We start from the raw sequence: 23,266 nt of genomic DNA, 5'->3' as shown, positions 1-23,266 counted from the left end.
TTCGGTTATGGGTCGTACTCTGCAATTGGTCCGGCGAATCTTTGCCGGATCTTTTTTTCTACTGCTGCTTTTATATGTTGGTGGGACATTTTCCGAAATTTACGGGTTTGATCCTTCCCTGCTCAGTCGCATTCAATTCATTCCAGCCCTGATGGCGGGTTCTTTTGCAATCGTTATTGCAATCACTTTGTTTACAGTGATTTTCGGACGCTGGTACTGTTCTTTTCTTTGCCCGCTCGGTATCTTGCATGATATTCTGGCCCGGTTCCAAAAGAAAAAGGTCAAGAACACGAGCCAAGGCCCGGCGATAGTACGGTACAGCATCCTTACCGTATGCGTTATATCGATATTTTCCGGGGCGTCGCTGGCATTGTTGCTTGTTGATCCATGGTCTCTTTTCGGGCGCTTGACCACGACGTTTGCAGTCCCCCCACTCACCTTCGCCAATAACCAGCTCTCTGTTGTGCTCAATCAGTTCGGCATATACAGTGTTGTGGCCAAAGATTATCATTTTGCAGGGATTTCCGTGCTTCTCGTCGCAGTGCTCTCACTGTCACTTATTTGTTACTTTCTCTATGCTTATGGACCAAGGTTCTGGTGCAATACCATTTGTCCTGTAGGCACAGTGCTGAGTTTGGCTGCTATAAAACCTCTTGTTCGAGTAACCATAAATGATGAGAGATGCGTTTCCTGTGGTCTTTGCGAGCAACATTGTAAAGCTGGGGTAATCACCCTCCAAACAGAGCAGGTGGACTCCAGTAACTGTGTTTGTTGCTTTAACTGCCTGCCCGTCTGTAATTATGAAGCAATTTCTTATAACTCCCCCATAAAGAGAAAATCGGTATGAGTTCAATCGATATGAGTACGACGGCTCAAATGGGAAGAAGGCAGTTTCTTAAATTGATGCATACCGGCCTTGTTGTCGTCTGCACACTTCCCCTGCCAGGATTATCGACAGCAGCGGAAGGTGGAGCCCCACCAACCCCACCGAATCTACTTGATACACCCAATGCACCAACGATATCGGCATCAGGTAAAGGTTCTGCGCCCATTCCACCCGGTGCCGGATCCCTCAAGGCATTCCGCAGGAGCTGCACTGCCTGTCAACTCTGTGTCAGTCAATGTCCTTCCGGAGTACTACGACCGGCTTTTCTTGAAAACGGTATCGCTGGATTCATGCAACCGGTACTCAAATATGGAATCCACCACTTCTGTGACTACCAATGTCGAAAATGCATTGAGATCTGCCCGACCAAGGCACTTGGCACAATGTCCCTGGCAGAAAAGAAAGTAACCAGAATCGGCATTGCAAAGCTGGTAATAGATGAGTGTATTGTCAAAAAAGACGACAAGGCCTGTGGGGCGTGCGCTGAACATTGTCCCACAGGCGCCCTTAAAATGGTGCCCTATAAGCCGGGTATTACCAAGCCTGAGATAGTTCACAAAGAGGCTTGCATCGGTTGCGGTGGTTGCGAGTCGATCTGCCCGGTACGCAAAATCGCCATATACATCGACCGGATGGATATTCATGAAAAGGCAGAAAAGCCTAAAGTTTTTAAACAAGAGAAGATTGGCGTCGAAGACTTTGGTTTTTAACTCATTTCCATGCTCGAATTCATTTTCTGGCAATATGAGTCATCTCTGAAATGTTGCGCTATATAACCGTATTTCCAGCTATTGGCTTTGTTAACATCAACGACCGCTCTATAGGCCTTATTGCCTGATTTAAGCACTTACGCATCGGCTTGACTAACGAAAAGTAATTGAAGTGTTGCTTGGCTTAGGGGCAGTTCTTATCTGTCTTGATATGGTAAGAATGACAGTCAGTCTATCTTGCTTGATAAAAACTGTGTATGCCTACTTTGCAACTTTTGTACTTCATGATGAGAAATTACAAGGATTCCGGCCACTCCTCCCTGACAAGTTGTTTCCACCTGAAATCGCTCATCATTTTGCAAAATTTATATAAGTCTATTGTGTTGAGCAATTGTGGTTTTCAATTTGAATGCAGGAGTACATACTGACAACTTATATCCATCTTATTGGAGGATATTACGATGAAACAGGAAAAGAAAATCAATGGAATCAATGTAGACCAGTTATTCAGTACGATAGAGCTCATTAAAGAAAAACCAGAAATTGCTCAGTTTAAATTTTGTGCAACAAATCGATGGATCGACGGTACTCATAATAGAGCGACGATAAAGAGTTTTTATGGTGCCTGTCAGGAAGATGATACCCGAGACCCTATAGTTTTCGAAATAGATGAACCACCTGTTCTTTGCGGAAACAATTTGGGTGCCAATCCAGTTGAGTATCTTCTTGCGGCCCTGTCAGGTTGCTTGACGACAAGTCTGATAGCACATTCCGCAGCATTGGGGGTTAAAATCAAAGGCGTGAAATCCAGATTTGAGGGAGATTTAGACCTTCGCGGATTTCTTGGAATATCAGAGGAAGTTCCTGTTGGATACAAAAATATTCGTGTGTTTTTTTCAATTGATGCAGATGTTTCAGAGAGTAAAAAGGAGGAACTGCTTCTGATGGCTCAGAAGTATTCACCAGTTTATAATAGTATTACCAAGCCTATTGCGGTATCCGTGGAACTGGATAGCAATTGGATTGAAATGTGAACCCCATGATAGAGGATTATATCCTCTCTGACTTAGGATACGGTCAAACTGCATTATTGAATGCATCTGACAGTTAAAGCGATACCGCAAGACTGAACATACCTCTGTCTGCAATGAATATCTTCGCTCTACACACATGATTCACACCCAGTTGTGTAGATTCATATTCTGATTTTGAAGATACTTCCTGAAAGTATTGAGACTTGCTACAAAAGAGGTATCAGGCAAAATCGAGCCTTGCTGCCAGGATGTGTCCAGCCAGTTCACGAGTTTGACATTTAATGAACAAGATGACCTCTCCCCCTTCCTCACCTCTCTTCTATCTGAAACTCTTTCTCATCATATAAGGTTTCGGCCCCTTCTCCTTGTTCATGCCGTTATACATAGCGATCCGCTGGTTCTTGCCGATAAAGAGACGTAACTGGGTCAACCGTTCCCACAAAAGCGCCATCCTGGTGTCCTTCTTCCAGGCCTTTTTGAGCAAGAACTTACTTGCTGCAACCGCATCCGGGCTCTTTTCGCAGATTGTCCGGGCAAGTTCTTCCGCTTCAGCCAACGGCTCATCACTCACCTTACTGATCAGCCCATATTCCGCCCCTTCAACTCCTGAGAAGAAACGGCCGGTCATGGTCAGTTCCTGGGCAATATCGACCCTGGTCAGGCGGGACAAGGTCACCATGCCGCTCATGTCGGGGATCAGCCCCCACTTCATCTCGAGGATGGAAAGTGTGGCCTCCGGAGTGGCAATACGATAGTCGCAGGCCAGAATGATCTGCATGCCTCCACCGAAGCAGTTGCCATGCACAGCGGCGATAACCGGAATTGGCATATCCCGCCAGACATGGGCAACGCGCTGGAATACGTTGTCTTTCGTCCATGGCAGCTTGGCAAAGAATTTCGGCACCATAAGTGGATTTTTCGCCACATACCCAAAGTCGAGGCCTGCACAAAAAGAAGGCCCATTACCTTTCAGGATGACGCAACGAATCGACCGGTCCTTACGAATCGTCCGGGCGGTACTGATGATCGCTTTCAACATCGCTTCATCCAGGCCGTTATGTTTATCCGGTCTGTTTAGGGTCACATAAGCTATGTGATCACGAACTTCTAACTGTACTCTGTCGGTATCGGTCATGGCGGCTCACTAGTATTGATTAGAAACATCCCGTTTACGTTCACGTAATATATTTATCAAAATGTGAATTCATTTGCCCGTATTTTCTGGTAATTTTCACTCGAAACGTCAATGAACCTAAAAATAAAACTTTTGGCTCAATCAGCTGTAATATAGCTATTATTGTTCAGCGGCACCCTTCGGCATTCTGAAAAGAAACAGTGAAGGAGAAACAGGCACAGAAGGTTTGACAGCTTTAACGTCCAGACTCAAAGCAGCAACCAGAACTGAGATAGAACGCAAAAAAGGCCGAACACCCTCTGGATGTTCGGCCTTTTCGGCAATGCTGGCCAGGGGAAACCCCTCTGGCCTATATGAAAAACACCCCGATTCCGGAATCGGGCTGAGTGGACACTGGCTCCCCGGGACGGACTCGAACCGCCGACAAGGTGGTTAACAGCCACCTGCTCTACCAACTGAGCTACCGAGGATTAGTCGAAATAACTCCACTAATACGTGGATTTATCCTGGAAAAAACGTTGCACCCCCAGACAGGGGAGGGCAAATTACACCATTTTTTTTATGGCTGCAAGTTTTTTCACTCTCTCTTTTCAATTTCTCACACCAAAGCATGCAAAGTAGCCCCCAACAACCGCTGTACATACTGGCTTCAGGCAGGAAATAGGAAAAAAATGCGCCCTGTAACTCGATTCGTTTTGGTTACTGATAAAAACAACAAAAACCCCAATCCCCAGACTGTTCAGATTGCGGCTTTATTGTTTGGTGCCAAGGTCGGAGCCGAACAGTGGAACTCCATTCGGCTCTGTCCCGAAAATGATATTAAAAAGCTAGTACTTCCGCTGTTATTGAGCTGACTTGCAGGCCGTAGCCTTGCTTGCTTCTTTCCTTTGATCCATCATTTTATACGCGCAAAATTCACCACACATAGTGCACGCACCATGGGCTTCTGCCAGCTCTGCTGTTGCACCTCTTCGTTTTCTGGCCAGATCTGGATCAAGCGCGAGTTCGTACTGTTTTTCCCAGTCCAGATTTTTTCTGGCCCGTGACATCTTGTTGTCCCACTCCATCGCACCGGGAATACCTTTTACAATATCAGCAGCGTGACCCGCTAGGCGGGTTGCCATAACACCTTCATGCACATCTTCTATGGTCGGCAGACAGAGATGTTCGCTGGGGGTTACATAGCAGAGAAAATCCGCACCGGCACTTGCCGCTATAGCGCCGCCGATTGCACAGCTTATGTGATCGTAGCCTGGTGCGACATCGGTCACCAGGGGACCGAGAACATAGAACGGCGCACCATGGCAGAGTCTCTTCTGTAACTGGATGTTGGTCTTGATCTGGTCAAGCGGCACGTGGCCAGGTCCCTCGATCATCACCTGTATACCGGCATCCCAGGCACGCTGCGTCAGCTCACCAAGGGTCAACAGCTCATGGATCTGGGCCCTGTCTGTTGCATCGGCAAGACAGCCCGGGCGGAAACCGTCACCCAGCGACAGAGTTGCGTCATAAGGCTTTACCAATTCCAGTAAGCGGTCAAAGTATTCATACAGGGGATTTTCCGCATTATTGTGCTGCATCCAGGCGCAGGTAAAGGAGCCTCCGCGGGAGACAACCTCCATGATGCGTCCCTCGTTGTCCATCTTCTCAAGTGTTGCCCGGGTAACACCGCAATGAACGGTGATGAAATCGACGCCGTCCTCAAGATGTTTCCTGATACCGTCAAAAATATCATCCACACTCATATCGACGATGGCTTTTCCTTTTCGAACAACGGTGTCGCATGCTGCCTGGTAAAGAGGAACGGAACCGATACAGATATCGGTTTCGGCAATGATTGCCGCCCGGATTTCATCGATCGGTCCGCCGGTGGAGAGGTCCATTATAGCGTCAGCACCTGCGGCTACTGCTGCTTTTGCCTTGGCAAGTTCGTTCTCAATGGAGGTATCGTCTTTACTGGTGCCGATATTAGCGTTGACCCTGGTTCGGATTCCCTTCCCTACCGCCAGCGGCTTTCCGCTCGTTCGCCTGTTGTTCCGGCATACTATTGCCGTCCCTTCAGCGATTCGATCTCGAAGTATTTCCGGGTCGAGACCGGCTTCTGCGGCTGCTATCGATACGTCCTCGGTCACGTATCCTTCACGCGCCAGTTCCATCTGTGTTTTATACATTGTTGTGCCCCATAGTGAAGATATCGAAGGGTTCGATCGGGGCGCGGCAGGATGCCGCGGACGATTCGACCGTTCCCTCCGCCGGTATTATCCGGATCAGGTTCAAAGGGTCGATTCGTTATTCTACGAAAAACGAAACTCTCAGTCCGAAGACTCCCCCAGGTCAATAAGCATGCAACTCTTTCTGATGGACAGTTGCATTGAACATTTTCCCGGGAAACTACCAGTCGCTCCTCGCCAGGTCAAGCTTTTGTGGAGAGCGTTGAGGATGGTGTGGATAAGAACCTGGCCTGCAAAACAAAATAACCAATGTCCAATCAGAGTTCTTTCCCACAAATAATCGACCACTGTAATCGTGGCCGATCTCGAATGGCGCGGGCACCAGCTTTTATCGTCACCTGCTTCAAACAAAGGTGGGGCGATAACCTGCCCCCACTTTATCAGGCTATGCCGTAGATCATGGATTCATCTCGTACTGGTCTTTCATGCTATACACATACGTTTCCCAGATGTGCTGCAGCTGCTTCGGGTTCACTGCCGGGCGTTTTACCATCCTGGTACAGATCTTCTGCTGGATGAAGCTGGTGGAGCCTTTGGTATAGAGTTGCAGGGCAAATTTCGAGAAGTCCCGGATCATGACCTCGAAAATCTGGTCGATGAGTGCCGGGTCAATCTTCATCAACTTGGCGTTTTCGAGGATCAACTGGCCATACACCACGAGGGTGAACAGTTCGCCGAGGTTGAGCAGAAAATCAAAATCCTTGATCTGTTGCTTGCTGGGCTTGCCGACAACCAGCAGGATCTTTAACAGCCTGATTTGCTTTTTGAAAATTTTGACGTTGGGCGAGTTGAACTCTTTGTAAATCGTGCGATAATCGTGAAAGCGTGTTTTGCCCAGGCCCTTGGTCGCCCCCTGCCTGAAAAGAAAATCGTCATTTACCGGCGCAGTTTGCCGCGGCGTTTCGCTATAGCTGCCCGGCTTGAAAAAATAATTGGCCATGAATTTAATAATAAGCGCCATGTTTACATGAACGGTACCCTCAAGTTTAGGGAGCGCCCTGATATCTCTGGCAGCCATCTCAAAGTACATATCCTTTTCAAAACCTTTGGCGGCAATAACGTCCCACAGTGCGTTGACGACATCTTCGCCCTGGGTCGTCACCTTCATCTTGACCATTGGCGTAAAGAGCAAATAGCGCCGGTCCTCGGTACCTGCGACGCGCATGTAGTCGATGGCCCTGAGAGCAAAAAGCTTCATGGCCGTAAGCCGCGCATATGCATCAATAAAAAGCTGCTGAACATGGACGAAATCGGTGACGTAATGGTCGAAAAGATGGCGGTTGGCAGCGTGGTTGATTGCCTCGTGGAAGGCGTGGCTACAGATGCCTATTGAGGCCCAGCCGAGGTTGAATTTGCCGACGTTGACAGTATTGAGCGCCATATCCCAGGCATCCCGCCCCCTGGCCAGAATGTCATTCTCGCTGATGGGGTAGTCGTTCAGCTTGTATTCTGCGACGTAATTTTGCGAATTTATGACATTTTTTACGAGTTCGTAGTTCTCGTGCTGGGAGTTGACTGCGAAAAAGACATAGTCGCCGGAATCATTGAACTTGCCGAACGTTGAAACCAGGGCCGCCTCGTTGGCGTTGCCGATATAATATTTCGAACCATTCGCCAGCCAGCCCGAATCAGACTGTGGGGTAAGCCCGACGTCGCTGGTGTAGATATCTGCACCATGCTCTTTTTCCGAGAGGCCGAAAGCAAAAATCTCACCCTCTCCCAGGAGGCGCGCAGTTTTATGTTGAATCTCCTCGTTGTTACTCATCCAGATGGGGCCAAGACCAAGAATAGTCACCTGCCAGGTGTACCAATAACTCAAACCGTAAAAGCCCAAAACCTCGTTGATGGCGCAATTCCTGGACGTATCCCAACGTTTTGCTCCATCACCGAACTTGGCAGGAGTAAGAAATGTGGCAAAGAGTTGCTCCCGATGCGAGAATTCGAGGAAGTCGGCGTACCAGACCCGTTCGTGATCGTCGTGCTTGAGCTGCTCCTTGCCCTTGGTCTCAAAAAACTCGATGGTCTTCAGCACCAGTTGCCTGGATTCGCTGTCAAGATGCTCGTAGGACACAGTTTTAGGGTTCAGGAGCAGGTTTCTGGTTACCTGGATACTCTCATCCTGCGCTGAGTCCTGGTTGGTTTTTGCATTCCCGCTATTGAGCAACATGGCAATACCTCCTTCAGGTTATAGATGATACTGATGAACAAGCCGCTGATATAAACTGGTTAACAAGCGTTAACTTTGTGGGCTAAAAAAAAAATCAGCATGCCTCTGCTCCGGCATGGAACCGATTTTCGCTTTATCCTTGTTATTTCAAGCCATGCAGCAGGCGCTGATACATCCGCCAATATTTTTCCTTCATTATCGTCGGCACATCAACGACCTTTTTTGAAACATACTGCGCGAAAAAGCCGTTACAGGTGCAGAGCAGCAACATGGCGACCTCCTCCGGATCATCGCGGCGCAGGCTGCCCTCAGCCATGCACTCCTGAATTCGTTCCACCATGAATTTCTGGCTTACGGTCGCGTCTTTGGCCAGTACCCCTTTGACCTTATGCTCGACGGTGTGATCCATGGTCAGAAAGAGTATCTCATGATATTTCCGCTGCTCGGTGGCAAAAGCGAAAAAACGCCTGGCTGCGAGATCGAGACGTTCCATCCCGGTTGTGCCGAGCAGGGCCGGCTGCAGGTAGGAATCGAAGGTTCTGAAACCTTCCCGCAACACCTGGTGGTGCAGGGCCTCCTTGTTCTCGAAATGACGATAGATGGCGGTGGCCGAGATGGCCGCCTTCTCTGCGACCTTGCGCATGCTCATGCCCTTATAGCCTTCAAGCAGATAAATGTCGCAAGCCGCATGGAGAATTGTTTGCTTTGTTCCAATCATGTTAACAGCTGTTAACATAGCCTGAAATGTATGGCAAGAATTTTCTCAAATGCATTTTTAATCAAAACAATTACAGTGAATTAACCGACCAGTGATATTGCCGGGCATTTCCTGCATCAACAAGGAGGAAGGAATGGTTGGCCGAAACACTCCCCTGCAGAGCAGATGATACGTATTCAACGTGTCCGTTAAAATGGGGGGAGGTTCACTCTGCCGAGCAGTCTACACTTTTATAGACTTTATTGCGTAGAGATAGGGAGAGATATCCAATGGATGATTGAAAACCTGTGCACTGCTCTTGCCCCTGACAAATCTTACCCTGGGGTGGCAAGAAGCTAGTCGGATTTTCTAACAGGCCATCTTTGCTTTACTATATATAGCTGGGACTAAACGCTCAGATGGATTAAATTCTTCTATGCGTGCTATTCTTTCAGAGACATTCTCACTTTCAGCTGAGGTGTTACATGCAATATGGTGCCATGAATTTTCCAGTCAGACCGATACTGGAAGAAATCGAGATAATTTCACGGTTGGGGTTCGACTATCTCGAGCTTGCCATGGATCCCCCCATGGCACATCACAGTATCGTGGCATCGAACAAGGCAGCCATCTCCCGGGCTCTGAAAGATTCCGGGCTGGGATTAGTCTGTCACCTGCCCACCTTCGTGACAACTGCCGACCTCACAGCAAGCCTCCGTCAGGCATCATTTACAGAAATGCTCCGTTCCCTCGACGTTGCGGCCGAAATGGGCGTGAAGAAGGTTGTCCTTCATCCCAGCATGGTTATTGGCATGGGCTCCTTCATTCTGGAAACAGTCAAAGGGCATTTCTTTGATTTTTTGTCCGAAATGGTCACCGTCAGCCAGCACTTGAAGATATCTATCTGTCTCGAAAACATGTTTTCACGTAACCTGCTGGGCGTGGAACCTGAAGACTTTGAAGAAATCTTCAGGCTATTCCCTTCTGTCAAACTAACGCTGGATACCGGACACGCCAATATCCATGACCACCAGAAAAGTCGTCTGCAAAAATTCGTTCAACTGCATGGCGCCCGCATCGGCCATCTTCATTTCAGTGACAATCACGGCAGACGGGACGACCACCTGGCTATTGGAGAAGGATCTGTCAATTTTGATGAATTGGTGCGGAGCCTGCAGGGCGTCGGATACGACGACACCCTCACTCTCGAAGTGTTCGATGCCAATCGCAACATGCTTGTTGATAGCCGTGAGCAAATCAAAGCGATGCTCGAAAACCGGTAGCGGCAACCCATGCCCCGAATCCACTCATCGGTAAGCAGTGTTGCCGCGAAGACGGAAAAGATGCATCTGTAGTCGTTCTGGCCTGAATCCTTTCCGCAGGTAGTATTCAGGCAGAACCGACCGGGCAAATCAGCTCGCATTTACGACAGTATTGAACCAGCTCCATTGCGCCGTTTGCATGCTCATCAGCGCCTGTCGATTCTGCTTTTGACTCATTTTCAACCATTTGCAAATTGCAGCATATTCTATCGTATACACCACTTCTGCCGGGTAGCGATTCAACACCCAAGGTATCTGAAAAGTAAACCTGTTGCGAAAATGCTCCCTGGGGACATGCCTTGCGACACGGCATGCTGCACTCCCCGCAGTGATCAAAGTCCAGACCACCGGTGGAGGGTATGTCTTCTGCCGACAGGATGACCCGCAACCTTACTCTGGGACCATACTCTGGCGTGATCAGCATATTATTTTTCCCAATACAACCCAACCCGCACAACACAGCCGCATCTTTCATAAATACACCGCCACGTTCGACATTATAGGGAACTTTGAAGCAATCGATGTGCTGCTCGGTTTCAAGCCATTCCACCAAACTTGACATTGCCCGGATGAGCAGTCTATTCCCTTCAGTATTTCCAACGGAACCGTTTTTGCTAACCCACCAGTCCAATTCAGGTTTCTCAGCAGGATGATATATAGCTATCACTATTGCTGATCTTGCTGCTTCCGGCCATTGCACCGAATCCCGCACAATCGTTCTTTGGTTTTCCTTATCGCCATCACCGAAGTAACCAATCCTGGGAATTATTGTATAAGAAGGTGAACGTCTCAGTTCTTCGAGATTTACAATACCCGCTAAATCGGCCCCGCAGGCTTTGGCCTTGTCTGTTATGAGTCCAGCCAATCCTCCGGTATGGCAAAAGCTATTTTTTCGGGCCATCGATATTCCCCTCCTTATCTTCCATGATCAATTTATACAGCACGAAGGGGCATTCCACCGGAAACTTCGTAACTCATGAGATTCGTATTTTTTTTACTAAAAAAAAGATCAACCGGCATTGCACTTAAACAGGCTCGGCGGATTATGCTGTTATCTATAAGCTTTTCCATCAGCTCGCATATCGGCTATTCAATTTACGGATTTATACCATATCATCGTCTGATTTCAATAACACATGGTTATCGCTGGAGTTAAGGATGTACATATTTGGAAACAGAACTGAGTTGTTTATGAGCTATCTTTGTTACCAAGAACAGAAAGGTGCGCTTCAAGGTAAAAAGCATGTGATGGCAATGCATTAAGATACTGGAGCAGTAGCCAGTACCGGGCACATGTCCAGAAGCGGTTACAGCAAGAGAAATGGCATCCCAGACAATTGCAATACTCACCCTCCTGACATGATAACAGAGCATGCCGTGTAGTTTGAATTCTGTTAACACAAGGAGTAACGAAGAGGGAGCAGAGTAAGCCTCCCTTTTTTACTGCTGAGGGTTATGCATTGGATCTTGAATGTGTTGCAGGAGTATTCCCGCAACACATTCTGAGCCATACACGCTCTAGTCCTGATACTCAGAATGTTTACCTTTTGAGAAATTGAGGTCTTTCCCGAAAAGGCGCTCAGGACAGGGCTATTTCATCATTAAGTTCAGTGGTTCGATGAATTCCGGATCCTCTTCTTCGATGACACGAACCACCTCTTTATGTTTGCGTTTTTTCAACTCACCAAATATGGGTCGCTGTTTGTTAAAAGTCCCGGCAAAGTTCATCGCTTGTGTTAAAAGTTCATCCTGATTTTCGCTGGAGCTGATTATCACGTTGTGCAGTTCGAGTTCTTTTGCCGTAACCCGCTTTCCTGTTAGCAGCATTTCATTAAAAAGAGCCTCCGGGATAGCTTTCTTCACAAAGGCAATCATACCGGGCAGAAACGGAATATTTACATCCACCTCCGGGAAACAGAAGAAGCCTTTATCGTTTCTCATGAACCTGAAATCACAGGCGCAGGAGATAATAGCCCCATTGCCATAGGCATGACCATTAATGGCCGCAACAACAGGCAGCGGCATAAGAAGAAGACGTGTGAAAACTGTGTTCATCGCATACATGAAGGTTTTTATTGTATCGTAGTCCTTTGCGGCAAATTTCTGCATCAGCCATTCCACATCAATCCCCTGGGAAAAGTTCTTTTCATCAGAAGATGTCAGTACTATGGCTTGAATCGATTGTTCATCCAATATTTGATCAAAACATTGGCTCATCCGCTCTGCAAATGCCAAATTCTGTCGATTTGCTCCATTACACATGGTGATCACAGCAACGTGTCCCTGCCTTTCCCATTGAACGATTTCCATCTGTCCCCCTTTAGCCTTGTTAACGTTTACGTATTAGTAATAGCAAAACATTACCATAATCAAATTGGATGAACCACGCTTTTTGTACTCGCCAACATACTATAACCAGAAGGGTTATTAAATCCTGGACTGGGAAATTGAAGGTAACTCTCTTGTCCGAATCCAAAGATGAATTGATGAATTAAGCATCTCAACAAACCGTTATTATGGATAATTAATGAAAAGCCAAAAAAATCCCAATCAAAATAATTCCAGGACCCGCTTAATGGGTGATCAAAATCCAACTGTACTTTGCCAGCTTGTTTGCGACCGGGAGGCTTTGGCGAGCGAACTATTCAACCACCTCCTTTATTTAACTATTACGTAAACATAAACATTGTGTAAGGGCAAAGCTTCGGCTAATATTGCTGAGTTCGATTTTCAAGATGATCGTACTCAGAAATAAAGGGCTCATTATGAAACTCATCAAACCAAACCAACCTACATCTACCAATGCCCGCGGTGTTCTGCTTCTCCAGAATCACTCTCAGTCGGCTACGTTTCATAGCTTCAACTTCACCTTTCACAAAGACAGGAAATCTCTCTTGAGAGAATCTTTTCCCCCCGATCAACCGGAGAGATGAGAGGGCGCTTGTCCCCTTGTGACTGGCTTGCGAAAAAAGAACTCAGTGCCGGGATATGAATGGTCGCCCGGTGCTATCTGACTCACCTAGCAATACCATCAATGGCAGGAGGGTGTGATGAATGGAAAAACCGGAGTGATTTGTAGTGATGTCGAGCAAAGTGTTGACGATGTAATCAACTTTGTGGGGAAAGAGATCAGTTTCGCCATGACTCTGGCCCTTGGTAAACCAATTCTATTTATCAACGAACTCTACAGAAGAGCCAAAGAAGACCCTTCAATAAAGCTGAACATAGTCACCGCCCTTGCTTTGGAACGCCCACAAGTGAAAGGTGAGATCGAGAAAAGATTTTTATCCCCTCTTGTAGACCGAATATTTGAGGGGACTCCTGAATTTGATTACATGAAGGATTTCCGATCAGGACTCCTCCCCGATAATGTTGAAATATTTGAATTTTTCAGCAAAGCAGGTGGTTACCTCAATACTCCGGCAGCACAAAGAAACCACCTGAGTTCTAACTATACCCATGTAATTCGTGATGCTATCGATTTTGGCTGCAATGTGTTTGGCCAGCTTATTACCAGCCGGGAAATTAACGGGAAACTGCTCTACTCCATGAGCTGTAATACCGATATTTGCATTGAGGCTATAAAGGAACTTCGCAAGCAGAGAGAAGCGGGCAAGAAGGTTGCTATCATCGGCGAAGTGAACACACAATTACCCTTTATGTACGGTGATGCAATTGTTGATGGGGAGCAATATGACATACTGCTCCAGGGCCCGGAATTTAACTACCCGTTATTTGGACCACCGAAAGATTCAGTAAGCCTCAGAGATCACGCCATTGGTCTCCATGTCAGCACGCTCATTAAAGATGGTGGAACCCTGCAGGTTGGGATAGGCGCACTTGGTGATGCAATAGCCGCAGGTTTGAGTATGCGCCAGAATGAAAATAAAGAATACAACCAGGTGTTAAAATCCACCGGAATAACGGAGAAATACCCGGAACTGATCAAAAACATCGGTGGGACCGGTACCTTTAGACAAGGGCTTTACGGGTCATCTGAGATGCTGGTGGACGCCTTCTACCAACTCTATAGAAGTGGGGTGTTAAAGCGAAAGGTGTATGACAGCATACCCCTTATGAAATTGATAAACTCCGGTAAACTCGCTGCTGATAAAATACCAGACAACATTATTGAACTGTTGATAGAAATTGAAGGTATCTCCCCTTCCCTGACCGAAAAAGATTTTACCATGCTATCCGAATACGGGATCTTGAAAGAGGGAGTGGAATTCGCAAATGGTTCTATTGTTGGTCATGACATCAGTATCCAGGCAGATTTTAACCGTCAGGAAAACCTCAAAGCCATAAAAGCCCTACTTGGCAAACGGCTCAGGCACGGAAAGGTCATCCTTGGAGCATTCTTTATCGGCCCCCGTGCCTTCTATGAGGCGCTTAACTCCATGAGTGAAGAAGAGCGGATGCAGTTTGGCATGTCTGGCGTGGAAAAAGTAAATCAACTCTATGGCGACGAAGAACTCCGTACCCTGCAGAGAAAAGATGGCCGCTTTGTCAACACCGGCATGATGGCAAATGTTTTTGGGGCCATAACCTCAGATAGCCTGGAGTGCGGACGCGTGGTCAGCGGTATAGGCGGTCAGTATAATTTTGTTTCCATGGCCCATGCCCTTCCAGATGGCAGATTGGTCATGATGATACGAAGTACCAGAATGTGCAGGAAAAAGGTTAAATCGAATATAGTCTACTCCTATGGACATACCTCGATACCGCAGCATCTCAGAGATATCATTGTCACTGAATATGGTATTGCCGATATCAGGGGGAAATCTGATTCACAAACTATTGAGGAGATGCTGAAGATCACAGATTCACGTTTTCAGGATGAGCTGATCAGGGAAGCAAAACTTAATGGCAAACTGGCGGCAGACTTTGAGCTGGCACCCGAGTATAAACAGAATTATCCAGAAAAAATTGAATCGTTGCTCAAACCCTTCAGGGATGAAGGTCACTTTGCGCCATTTCCATTTGGAACAGACCTGACCGATGAAGAGATAGCCATTGGTGGATCACTGAAACAACTGGCGGCAAAGAAAAAAACTGCTGTTGCAAAATGTCTTATTGCAGAAATCTTCAAGCCGGTCCCCAAGCTGGCGAAATCATATCTGAAAAGAATGCAGCTCGATAAGCCTGGGCTGGGAAAAGAGATGATACTCCAAAAAGTTGTGCTTTCAGCCATAAGGGCCAACGGCCAAATAGGTTCAGAAGACAATACACTCGCATAGTATTGAACTCCAACCTTTTCGGGGGTAACTGGGGACAAATTTGTCACCGTGTTTCGGCATTTATTCGTGTTGCAATCCCGAATAAATGCCTAAACTCAGGTCTCAAATTTTGCCTGTCCGATGAACGCAGATACTATTTTGCCAACAGACGCAACACCCAACTTCAAGACCTGACTCCACTCTTGCCTTAGTAGTAGTAGCAAATTAATTTTGGGTAATACCTTTTTTTTTCCAGGGTTTTAGTGTTGAAATAAAAACAGCAAATATTACTGTCAAAGCCTGGATGGTACCAAATATCATTGAGTTTTGTTTATTTGATAAATATTGGGTGTCAGCTAATGCATCAAGGCCCCTCTCTTTTGCTATCACAGCCATTTCACTGGTCCAAGGCCCCAATGCAAATGTTCCAAATACCAGCCCAAAAATGCAAATAATCCACTTCACTGTAATCCAGTTATGTTTAAACCAACCCCAGTGTGTCCAGATTGAATAAACCAACGCAGTTACAAAAGTTCCAATTGCTCCTGGCACCAGAATAAATAGATCGATGAAATCTAGAGTTGCGACAATTCCATAGAGCTCAGGTCCGGTCGATGGATTCACGAAAAACTGCATAATAGCCAAAGTGGTTGCACATCCAACCCAAACAGTTCCAGAGTATATGTGTAAACACTTCAACCACTTTTGACCCTTCGAGCTGAGTTTTTTCATTTCTCCCCTCTATCATTTCTGATTTTACATATAAAGACAGATTGAATTTTCAATTTTGCTAGCGCTCAATTCACTAGCAGACAAATGGGGCGCAGTTTTTGCGAAGACAAAAAGTGGGACGCGTTTGCCTACCTTATTGTAATTGTTTTGTTATAGGTAACTACCAAAATTTTCACCAAGGCTTTTAATTTGGTTCTTGCTCTTCACCAGGCCGGTATATTTTCTCGCTCTGACCATCTGCAACGATGATATCCAGTGCCAATGCCTTTTCTAAGATCAACGGAAAAACCTCGTTGGCTCTAGAGTAAACAATGGCGAGCATTCCCATTTTACTTGCGAAGTTATCCATGATTGGACCATCTGCCCAAGGGCTATTATCCATCTCCGGGTCATCATCGGCGTAGCTACATAAACAGGGATACTTTTGGATAAGCACTGCATGCAACTTTTTAAGCTTTTCGTGAGCACCAGACTTGTCTTCGTAATACTCGTCCCGGAGTGCCTCTATGTATCTCCACGCAGTCCCGTTATCTCTGGGTACATCAGTTAGTATCAGATCTACAGTAAAGCTCATGGTCGTCTTTATCTATAACGTTTCCATCACCCGCTAGCCACCAAACTATTACGGGAATCAACTGCGCGCCTCCTGGTCTGTTGCACTTATTGTACTCATCCAGATTTTGTCGTTTGCTTCCTCGCTTTCTATGAATTCAATAGATCTGATAATTTTTTGGTAATTTCAAATAGAGAGGCCAAAAAGAAGAATAATTATCACCGTTACTATGGCGGTTATCAATGTCCTCAACCCGGACCATAACCAAAATTGTTTACTGATTTTACCTATAAATACCCCAAGAGAAAAGATACATATCAGTGCTACAAAAATAGAGTTTAAAAAAGGTGATGAAGGAAGCGAACGGAGTTGTTCTGCAAAAAATAAAGGTAAGAGTATCACCAGAGATAGCACCAATGGTGCGAGTCCATTAACCAGAGCCACAAGTATTGGTAGATATCGGCTTGCATGCCCGTAGTCACTCTCTTTCAGGTTGACCAACAAGGCCTGTTCCAGCTCACGTAATTCTTTTTCACGCTCTGCTTTCTCACTCAAGTAGGCGCTACTTAATCCGCTTATAAACAGAGCAACTGTTGCGCCCAGGCAAGCACTGATTGCCACCGACAGGTCTTTCATCTCAGCTACATAGAAACCAGTCACCATGCCCAGCATGGTTAATGAACCGTCAAAACCATTGGTAAATAAATAGCGCCGTGCAATACTTCTGGCACGAAGGACATGCAGTAGCAGTTGTTTTTTATTAAAGATCATGTGATGTGAACGACACAGAATAACTTAATTAGATACGACATTCGCGCTATCAAAGGCCATGTAGAAGACTAATGAGAAAGTTATGTTGACTTAGTTCCACACACTTCTACTTCATCAATACTATGAACAGATGCCCCCATTTTTTCGATAGCATTTTTAATATTCTCAAAATTTATATCAGCGCCTTCAATAGTTACAATTGTGCTTTCCGTTTTTTTATCCACCTCAGTGACTGTTAATTTCACTCTATAATCTTCCCCCAGATCAGCAAGAGCAGAAGAAAATTCCAAAGCATTTGGTTGATGTGGTTTTAGTACATCAAGTACTATTCTGAGTGTTTTTGTCATGAGTGATTCTCAAAAGGTTTTGATCTATTAGATTTTACGCCTTTTTAATATCTCACTGCTTATTTTTAATTTCTATTTTCTGCACCTATTTTTTTTTTATGCGATCGAACGATGAGTTCAGGGGCGCGCGCCTCTTGAAACGGTTTGTTAAATCAATATATTATTTTATCCAGCTTTTTATATGAGACAACATTTCCTGATATTTCTCAGTATTAATTTCGTTAGTCATTAAACTAAAACCAAGAGCTGAGTCTTCTGAAAGGCGCACCATTCCTCTTGTAAGATATTTGAATTGATTTGGTGGTATTGATTTAGCGTTCGCCAGCGCAGAGTCAGTAAGGATGCAATAACTGCCATATTGCCCTTTCCAGTTAACGTCTATCAATTTAATTTCTTTTTCAAAAACATATGGCAAATATTTTTCGGTTCTTCGACATTTCCTGTGGATTAAGGCATGTTTTACTCCCTCAATCAATCCCTTCTCAATCTGGCAAGAGGGTTGATTGAGAGAGCAAAACATGCGAGGGCACGGGGTTTTGCGAATTTACTAACTTACGCTCGAATGTTCTAGCCAGCCTGGAAGAAGATTTTTGCTTTGTGCTGGTAACTGGCTGTATTCGAGATTTTTGGGCTATGACGCGACGCCATGTCACTGTTTTTGCGGTTTTCCACTCAAAACGTCGAGGAGCCTATTTTTCAGACGATCGCTTAACTGATTTTTTGATTTTTGACAAAGAATCAAATTGAGCAAGATCTTTAGTGTCGCACTTAAAGTACAATATCATGCTAAAACTATTATCTTGTTTTGGAGTAATTTTTACATCTGCAAATTTTAAGGTTAGTTCTTTTTGCACATCAACATTTAGATCATCGGTTTCTCTGACAATGAATTCATCATCTAATGACATTACAAAATTATATTCTTTCATTTCTTTTGAAAACAGGGTGTTGAAATGAGCAGAATTATTAGCAGAATGACATGTGTTTTCATTTTATTCAGATTTAACAAATAATTGTATAGATCTGTATGACATCTCAAAACACATGTTATACAGAAAGATTGCAACTGAATCCAAGTAGCTTCTCGCCAATCAATGTAGTTTAAAAACGGAATGCGAACGACAATGGGCATAGGATGTCAACTCGTATCTAAGGTTATCTCGGCAAATCCTTGGTGAGGGGCCATAAGTACAATGCCTCTGAATAAATGAGAACTTTAATTGTCAGGGCCGCTGCAATATAGCACGACACAACCATGCAAGCGGGTATGGAGATGTTTTTCGCCAATCTAAGGTTATTGGCCAATGAGGGAAGTAAATATGTTTCCTGATGCTCCTCAGGTGACCAGGATGCTTGAGATCGATCACCGACCCAAAGCTTCGGGATCGGTGATGCACAGTAGCTATCTACAATTTGCCGCCATCTAATAAATTAAAGATAGCTACTGGAAACATTTTTTGTTAGGAAAATCTAGCATGTTCTTTGCGAGAATCCTTGTTATCTTTACCTGTCCTCTCTTTGATTATCGAGAACGGGTTATACCCGGTACTTCATCATAATTCGTCACCAGGTTCAGATGGGTGGTGTTGTCAATACCAGGTCTTACGACTACCTTCTCACCTCCATGATCAAAAACGAATTCACGCAATGCCTTGATCTCCAAAAACCAGCCTGGACAATATTTATCTTCAGCCGAGTCCTCTAACTCTCTTGCGGTATCTGCATCACATTCGTTTGGGACAGTAACGCTTCCTGGATCAGTACTATCCTGACCTATCCAGTGAAAGTGGGTAAAACTGCCCGGCTGGACAATATCGGCGCGGTTTACCAGCCACACAGGATGATCTTCACCGTTTATGCCTGTGGAAAAAAGAAATTTAGCAACTGCCGGCAGACCATCAATCTGCCACCCTACTACGCAATCAATTGCATCCTCATTACAATCTTCACCTTGAGCAGCACCTCTTGGATGCCTGGCTATTGGCAGTCCTGAAACGGTGTCGATCTCTTCAGTGAAAATGATATACAATAACCCTGACAGGCTTTCTGGGGAGCCATCCCTGGCAAGTGTTAATCTGGTCTCTTGGTGTGTGTCAAGATGATTGCCGAACAGAAAATCCCGCGGAGATTTGTGAAAATCTCGAGCCTGAGCTAAAAATGGTACGAAAATAATACAAAAAGCTAAGTAAAAAATTGAATATGCGAAGCTGGAATTATTTTTATTCACGACACCCTCCTTTTTAGGTTTACCCCTATCCGTACCACTAGGCGAAGTAGTACATTGAGACAAAACATAATCATGATAGTTTCAGGATGCCCACTACCTACCTAACTGGAGAATATATAGTTAGAATTCAACAATTCCTTACAGCTTCATGGTACTCGAGAGCTTTGTCTCGCTACCACCATAAAGGCAAGAGCTTAACTTTAGTGTACCCAAATTTTCTGGCTCTATTGCTTATTCGTCAATTCTTTTCATCAAATCAATCAGTAGAGTTCTGTTTTGGTGTTTTTCTCTAATAAGCTTTCAAGAGAGCATGTTCCTGCTGCGAAATTTCATGATAGTTTGGTAAAATTTTGCACAGGAGTATGGAGCACTGCTCAGGTTCATCGCATCAGGCAGCCAAGATCAAGATCTCTATTTGATCAAGACCCAGGATGGGGAAAGCAGATGAATGCCGACAACAAAATAGTCACTCAGTCCATACGAACGTTGCATGATCTATCGAAAGCCATCAATTCAACTCTGGACATCTCCCGTGTAGAGGAAATGCTTCTGCGAAAAACATCCCAACTTATGGGGTCACCCAAGGTACTCATCCTGTTGCTGGATGAACATAAACAGTCATTATCTGTACATAATTACATCGGATTTGACCATGAAGAGCTACTGCTGACAAGAATCGACAATATTCAACCATTTGATCACTGCATAGTCCACAAAGGAAGCGTTATCATCCTTGAAGAACTCATCACCAAACCGGGCAAGCAGTTATTACAGCGGGACTGTCCTGAATGGCGCTAGTTTAAGCCTTTTTTTCATATCTGCTCCGATGCTGTATTTCGACCATTTCACTTCTAGGTTTGTTGAGTAACTGATAAGGTTTTGGTCTTCGCTTAAGACACCGCGGATCGCTTCGTCCAGGCCTGTCGAAAACTTTGCAACGAGCCACGACAAAGGATAAATCTGAGAGCATGTTTTGTCTTTCATTTGTGCTCAACCTAGAGGACCCCAACCGTGGTTCCCAACTTCTAATAGCCTGTAGACTTCCTTTGAAACTGATAGACCGGATATCAATGTCTACCAGCTGTGTCGCTTGTAACATTATGCGCCGGATGCAGTTGTACGCTATGAAGTACATTAAAATTTCTTTCTTTATCATTTCAGGCGATTGGCACCGGAGGATATCAAATCCCATCGTTGTCTTGATATCACGAAAGAAAAGTTCGACATCCCAACGCTTAAGGTATAACGCTGCAATTTCGTCTTTCAGGTACTGATCTTGATCGATTAGCGTGGTAACAATATGAAATTCTTTTGTTCTAAACCCTGATTGAGTCACCTTTACTTTGATTTGTCTCATAACGAGTTTGTCGGGAAGGTCCTCCCAGGTTTTCCGCGAATACGACACCATTTCCCTGTATACTGGTTTTTTCCATTCAATCAGTAGATCATCAGGAGCGAATTCTTTAATGCAGTTTTTCCTACCGACTGGTTTTCTACGAGCAAGTGTTATCACACTATCAACACAGCGTTTTTTCAGCTCGGCTAAATCGAAGTAACTACAAAAACCTTTATCACCAAGAAAGATATCACCAGCCTCAAAGGTGGACCACTGCTTACGGAACAATGGAAGTTCGTTACTCTTTTTATTACCGATGGCATAGCTGAGCATTGTTCCGGTTTGCAATGAAAAGTATGCGCATATTCGTGCTGAGGGGAAGCCGCATCCTGGTTTCTGGTTCGATGACTGTGGCCAAAGCTCTTGATTTTCTGCTGTATCCGCCATTGTAACACCTGTCCCATCAACAACAATTACCTGGCGATCATTTAATGAATGAGATGCACGTCGTGCTCCGGACCATTTAGCAGTATGTTGAAACACCTCAACAAGCAGATTTTCATCTAATTTCTTACGTGCACAGCAATATGAAGCGGTAGATGATGATGGAAGCCGAAGGCCGTGGTTAGATGCATATGATTGCAACTTTTTTACAGCTTCTCTACATCCACCGTCTGCATCAAGGACTTGGCCTAAGAAGGACCAAAAAGTGTTTTCCTTGGTAAACAAACGTCGTCTGCTCATCTTTCCCGAAGGATCCTGTTTGAGCAATTTCGTGGGAATGAATTGCCCAAAAATCTCTCCTATCTGTTTAAAAGAGTTCTGTCTGAGGGAAGTGATTTTTCGAGCAAATTTTTGTTGTTGGCTATGAGGTTTTCTACCTCGTTTGGGAAGGTGAAAACCGGGCAACATTGGCATGATTTGGTGTTGGTTTCGCATAGCAAATTATACCAATTTTTGCCAATATATTCAGTTGCTTTTCACCTATAAAACACGCTTAAACTAGCGCCATTCGGGACTGTCCTCAATTACTTGAGATGCTTTTTGCTCCTCTCGAAGTACAGGGCGAGACATATGGATTATTGGGAGTTGCCGGGAGAAGCGAAAGTTTTTCCCAAATAGAACTTGAAATATTTTGCTGTATAGGCAGTCAGGCAGCTGTATCAATGGAGAACGCCAGCCTGCATGCTCGACTGCATTCGACTTTTCTACACACAGCAGAAGCGTTGGCAGAAGCAATCAACAGCCGTGATCCATACACCGGAGGCCATACCAGGCGTGTGCAGAAATATTCGCTCCTCTTGGCAGACTCTCTTGATCTGACGGCAGAGGAAAAACAGACTCTGTGCCTTGCTGCCACCTTGCATGATATAGGGAAGATAGGCATTGATGACAACATCCTGAAAAAGGGTGGAAAACTGACAGCAGAAGAAAAACGGGTAATGAATAACCATCCCCGGATTGGGGCAAATATTCTTCAATATGTCGACGAGATGCAAGAGGTGGTTCCAGGAGTGCTTCATCATCACGAATGGTTTGACGGCAGCGGCTATCCGGATGGCCTGGCTGGAGAACAGATCCCACTACAGGCGAGGATCATCGCAATTGCTGACGCCTTTGACGCCTTGACAACAGACCGACCTTATCGCAAAGCCACACATACCGAGGAAGCCATTCGTGTATTGGAACTGGATGCCGGTAACCATTTCGACCCTGCGCTGCTGGGTATTTTCAGCTCACTGCAAATTAACTTGGTTCCTTGACAGGACAAAGATAAGCCGTCTAGTCTTCCCCTCTAGCTTGAGGTGCTTCCTGTGCATGCAGGCCCCTGCTGAAATCGCCCACGATTCACTGAAACAGCGGTCATTCCAGTTTTAGAACAGTGGTGACTTGCGCTAA

21 protein-coding genes, 1 tRNA gene and 1 riboswitch are annotated in these 23,266 nt (G+C 45.4%); of the genes, 7 read left to right on the top strand and 15 right to left on the bottom strand.

What is annotated here, in order from left to right:
* Nucleotides 1-7: 7 nt before the first annotated feature.
* The 3 genes from FCL45_RS05400 to FCL45_RS05390 all read left to right on the top strand — a co-directional run bounded on the left by FCL45_RS05400 (nucleotide 8) and on the right by FCL45_RS05390 (nucleotide 2,630).
* Nucleotides 8-847, top strand: a complete 840-nt coding sequence (locus tag FCL45_RS05400; RefSeq protein WP_136798455.1) for a 4Fe-4S binding protein — start codon at nucleotides 8-10, stop codon at nucleotides 845-847.
* Nucleotides 844-1,596 carry a 4Fe-4S dicluster domain-containing protein gene (locus tag FCL45_RS05395; RefSeq protein ID WP_136798456.1) on the top strand — a complete coding sequence of 251 codons (753 nt, stop codon included), beginning with the start codon at nucleotides 844-846 and terminating at the stop codon, nucleotides 1,594-1,596. The genes FCL45_RS05400 and FCL45_RS05395 overlap by 4 nt, the downstream gene beginning before the upstream one ends.
* Nucleotides 1,597-2,057: 461 nt before the next feature.
* Nucleotides 2,058-2,630, top strand: coding sequence for an OsmC family protein (locus FCL45_RS05390; RefSeq protein WP_136798457.1), 573 nt, complete (start codon nucleotides 2,058-2,060; stop codon nucleotides 2,628-2,630).
* A gap of 319 nt (nucleotides 2,631-2,949) precedes the next feature.
* Here FCL45_RS05390 and FCL45_RS05385 read toward each other — a convergent pair whose 3' ends face one another.
* The 5 genes from FCL45_RS05385 to FCL45_RS05365 all read right to left on the bottom strand — a co-directional run bounded on the left by FCL45_RS05385 (nucleotide 2,950) and on the right by FCL45_RS05365 (nucleotide 8,881).
* A complete protein-coding gene (locus FCL45_RS05385; protein WP_136798458.1) occupies nucleotides 2,950-3,765 on the bottom strand; it encodes a crotonase/enoyl-CoA hydratase family protein in 816 nt (271 codons plus the stop codon).
* A 394-nt stretch (nucleotides 3,766-4,159) separates the two neighbouring features.
* Nucleotides 4,160-4,235, bottom strand: a tRNA-Asn gene (locus FCL45_RS05380).
* A gap of 372 nt (nucleotides 4,236-4,607) precedes the next feature.
* Nucleotides 4,608-5,936 carry a phosphomethylpyrimidine synthase ThiC gene (gene thiC, locus FCL45_RS05375; protein WP_136798459.1) on the bottom strand — a complete coding sequence of 443 codons (1,329 nt, stop codon included), beginning with the start codon at nucleotides 5,934-5,936 and terminating at the stop codon, nucleotides 4,608-4,610.
* Nucleotides 5,937-5,991: 55 nt separating this feature from the next.
* A riboswitch (TPP riboswitch) is annotated at nucleotides 5,992-6,106 on the bottom strand.
* A 287-nt stretch (nucleotides 6,107-6,393) separates the two neighbouring features.
* The gene (locus tag FCL45_RS05370; RefSeq protein WP_136798460.1) at nucleotides 6,394-8,163 is read right to left on the bottom strand and encodes an acyl-CoA dehydrogenase family protein; all 1,770 of its coding nucleotides are present in this window, start codon (nucleotides 8,161-8,163) and stop codon (nucleotides 6,394-6,396) included.
* A 142-nt stretch (nucleotides 8,164-8,305) separates the two neighbouring features.
* Entirely contained in the window at nucleotides 8,306-8,881 is a 576-nt protein-coding gene (locus tag FCL45_RS05365) for a TetR/AcrR family transcriptional regulator (RefSeq protein WP_167495820.1), read from the bottom strand.
* Between the two features lie 479 nt (nucleotides 8,882-9,360).
* Between FCL45_RS05365 and FCL45_RS05360 the strand changes: the two genes are divergently transcribed.
* Entirely contained in the window at nucleotides 9,361-10,143 is a 783-nt protein-coding gene (locus FCL45_RS05360; RefSeq protein WP_217907675.1) for a sugar phosphate isomerase/epimerase family protein, read from the top strand.
* A 106-nt stretch (nucleotides 10,144-10,249) separates the two neighbouring features.
* Here FCL45_RS05360 and FCL45_RS05355 read toward each other — a convergent pair whose 3' ends face one another.
* Together FCL45_RS05355 and FCL45_RS05350 are read right to left on the bottom strand one after the other, a co-directional pair.
* Nucleotides 10,250-11,083, bottom strand: a complete 834-nt coding sequence (locus FCL45_RS05355) for an epoxyqueuosine reductase (protein WP_136798463.1) — start codon at nucleotides 11,081-11,083, stop codon at nucleotides 10,250-10,252.
* A 689-nt stretch (nucleotides 11,084-11,772) separates the two neighbouring features.
* Nucleotides 11,773-12,492: an enoyl-CoA hydratase/isomerase family protein gene (locus tag FCL45_RS05350; RefSeq protein WP_136798464.1), complete on the bottom strand. Its 720-nt coding sequence runs from the start codon at nucleotides 12,490-12,492 to the stop codon at nucleotides 11,773-11,775.
* Between the two features lie 740 nt (nucleotides 12,493-13,232).
* Between FCL45_RS05350 and FCL45_RS05345 the strand changes: the two genes are divergently transcribed.
* Nucleotides 13,233-15,422, top strand: a complete 2,190-nt coding sequence (locus FCL45_RS05345; protein WP_136798465.1) for an acetyl-CoA hydrolase/transferase C-terminal domain-containing protein — start codon at nucleotides 13,233-13,235, stop codon at nucleotides 15,420-15,422.
* A 204-nt stretch (nucleotides 15,423-15,626) separates the two neighbouring features.
* Here the strand turns inward: FCL45_RS05345 and FCL45_RS05340 are convergent, their stop codons facing one another.
* The 7 genes from FCL45_RS05340 to FCL45_RS05310 form a co-directional block, all read right to left on the bottom strand.
* Nucleotides 15,627-16,133: a hypothetical protein gene (locus tag FCL45_RS05340; RefSeq protein ID WP_136798466.1), complete on the bottom strand. Its 507-nt coding sequence runs from the start codon at nucleotides 16,131-16,133 to the stop codon at nucleotides 15,627-15,629.
* Between the two features lie 184 nt (nucleotides 16,134-16,317).
* Nucleotides 16,318-16,707 (bottom strand): hypothetical protein, encoded by a 390-nt coding sequence (locus FCL45_RS05335; RefSeq protein WP_136798467.1) that lies wholly within the window; start codon nucleotides 16,705-16,707, stop codon nucleotides 16,318-16,320.
* A gap of 165 nt (nucleotides 16,708-16,872) precedes the next feature.
* Nucleotides 16,873-17,457 (bottom strand): VIT1/CCC1 transporter family protein, encoded by a 585-nt coding sequence (locus tag FCL45_RS05330; protein WP_228721443.1) that lies wholly within the window; start codon nucleotides 17,455-17,457, stop codon nucleotides 16,873-16,875.
* Nucleotides 17,458-17,537: 80 nt separating this feature from the next.
* Entirely contained in the window at nucleotides 17,538-17,804 is a 267-nt protein-coding gene (locus FCL45_RS05325) for a DUF211 domain-containing protein (RefSeq protein WP_136798469.1), read from the bottom strand.
* A 160-nt stretch (nucleotides 17,805-17,964) separates the two neighbouring features.
* Entirely contained in the window at nucleotides 17,965-18,279 is a 315-nt protein-coding gene (locus tag FCL45_RS05320) for a hypothetical protein (RefSeq protein ID WP_136798470.1), read from the bottom strand.
* Nucleotides 18,280-18,493: 214 nt separating this feature from the next.
* The gene (locus FCL45_RS05315) at nucleotides 18,494-18,733 is read right to left on the bottom strand and encodes a hypothetical protein (RefSeq protein WP_136798471.1); all 240 of its coding nucleotides are present in this window, start codon (nucleotides 18,731-18,733) and stop codon (nucleotides 18,494-18,496) included.
* Nucleotides 18,734-19,326: 593 nt separating this feature from the next.
* The gene (locus FCL45_RS05310; protein ID WP_136798472.1) at nucleotides 19,327-20,031 is read right to left on the bottom strand and encodes a hypothetical protein; all 705 of its coding nucleotides are present in this window, start codon (nucleotides 20,029-20,031) and stop codon (nucleotides 19,327-19,329) included.
* A gap of 444 nt (nucleotides 20,032-20,475) precedes the next feature.
* Between FCL45_RS05310 and FCL45_RS05305 the strand changes: the two genes are divergently transcribed.
* Complete coding sequence (locus FCL45_RS05305; protein ID WP_136798473.1) at nucleotides 20,476-20,829, top strand: hypothetical protein; 354 nt, start codon at nucleotides 20,476-20,478, stop codon at nucleotides 20,827-20,829.
* Between the two features lies 1 nt (nucleotide 20,830).
* Here the strand turns inward: FCL45_RS05305 and FCL45_RS05300 are convergent, their stop codons facing one another.
* Nucleotides 20,831-22,285 carry an IS4 family transposase gene (locus tag FCL45_RS05300; protein WP_217907577.1) on the bottom strand — a complete coding sequence of 485 codons (1,455 nt, stop codon included), beginning with the start codon at nucleotides 22,283-22,285 and terminating at the stop codon, nucleotides 20,831-20,833.
* 248 nt (nucleotides 22,286-22,533) lie between these two features.
* On the opposite strand from FCL45_RS05300, the gene FCL45_RS05295 reads away from it, so the two are divergent.
* The gene (locus FCL45_RS05295) at nucleotides 22,534-23,130 is read left to right on the top strand and encodes an HD-GYP domain-containing protein (protein ID WP_167495941.1); all 597 of its coding nucleotides are present in this window, start codon (nucleotides 22,534-22,536) and stop codon (nucleotides 23,128-23,130) included.
* Nucleotides 23,131-23,266: the final 136 nt, after the last annotated feature.

Source organism: Desulfosediminicola ganghwensis (assembly GCF_005116675.2).
In the GTDB taxonomy this organism is placed as follows: Bacteria; Desulfobacterota; Desulfobulbia; order Desulfobulbales; family Desulfocapsaceae; genus Desulfopila; species Desulfopila ganghwensis.
Note: the sequence above shows the minus strand (reverse complement) of the source record. Positions and strands in the feature narration are given on the sequence as shown.

Excerpts from the sequence above, each read along its gene's own strand:
- FCL45_RS05400 (WP_136798455.1), top strand. The coding sequence starts at position 8 with ATGGGTCGTACTCTGCAATTGGTCCGGCGAATCTTTGCCGGATCTTTT.
- FCL45_RS05395 (WP_136798456.1), top strand. The coding sequence starts at position 844 with ATGAGTTCAATCGATATGAGTACGACGGCTCAAATGGGAAGAAGGCAG.
- FCL45_RS05390 (WP_136798457.1), top strand. The coding sequence starts at position 2,058 with ATGAAACAGGAAAAGAAAATCAATGGAATCAATGTAGACCAGTTATTC.
- FCL45_RS05385 (WP_136798458.1), bottom strand. The coding sequence starts at position 3,765 with ATGACCGATACCGACAGAGTACAGTTAGAAGTTCGTGATCACATAGCT.
- thiC (WP_136798459.1), bottom strand. The coding sequence starts at position 5,936 with ATGTATAAAACACAGATGGAACTGGCGCGTGAAGGATACGTGACCGAG.
- FCL45_RS05370 (WP_136798460.1), bottom strand. The coding sequence starts at position 8,163 with ATGTTGCTCAATAGCGGGAATGCAAAAACCAACCAGGACTCAGCGCAG.
- FCL45_RS05365 (WP_167495820.1), bottom strand. The coding sequence starts at position 8,881 with ATGATTGGAACAAAGCAAACAATTCTCCATGCGGCTTGCGACATTTAT.
- FCL45_RS05360 (WP_217907675.1), top strand. The coding sequence starts at position 9,361 with ATGAATTTTCCAGTCAGACCGATACTGGAAGAAATCGAGATAATTTCA.
- FCL45_RS05355 (WP_136798463.1), bottom strand. The coding sequence starts at position 11,083 with ATGGCCCGAAAAAATAGCTTTTGCCATACCGGAGGATTGGCTGGACTC.
- FCL45_RS05350 (WP_136798464.1), bottom strand. The coding sequence starts at position 12,492 with ATGGAAATCGTTCAATGGGAAAGGCAGGGACACGTTGCTGTGATCACC.
- FCL45_RS05345 (WP_136798465.1), top strand. The coding sequence starts at position 13,233 with ATGAATGGAAAAACCGGAGTGATTTGTAGTGATGTCGAGCAAAGTGTT.
- FCL45_RS05340 (WP_136798466.1), bottom strand. The coding sequence starts at position 16,133 with ATGAAAAAACTCAGCTCGAAGGGTCAAAAGTGGTTGAAGTGTTTACAC.
- FCL45_RS05335 (WP_136798467.1), bottom strand. The coding sequence starts at position 16,707 with ATGAGCTTTACTGTAGATCTGATACTAACTGATGTACCCAGAGATAAC.
- FCL45_RS05330 (WP_228721443.1), bottom strand. The coding sequence starts at position 17,457 with ATGATCTTTAATAAAAAACAACTGCTACTGCATGTCCTTCGTGCCAGA.
- FCL45_RS05325 (WP_136798469.1), bottom strand. The coding sequence starts at position 17,804 with ATGACAAAAACACTCAGAATAGTACTTGATGTACTAAAACCACATCAA.
- FCL45_RS05315 (WP_136798471.1), bottom strand. The coding sequence starts at position 18,733 with ATGAAAGAATATAATTTTGTAATGTCATTAGATGATGAATTCATTGTC.
- FCL45_RS05305 (WP_136798473.1), top strand. The coding sequence starts at position 20,476 with ATGAATGCCGACAACAAAATAGTCACTCAGTCCATACGAACGTTGCAT.
- FCL45_RS05300 (WP_217907577.1), bottom strand. The coding sequence starts at position 22,285 with ATGCCAATGTTGCCCGGTTTTCACCTTCCCAAACGAGGTAGAAAACCT.
- FCL45_RS05295 (WP_167495941.1), top strand. The coding sequence starts at position 22,534 with ATGGAGAACGCCAGCCTGCATGCTCGACTGCATTCGACTTTTCTACAC.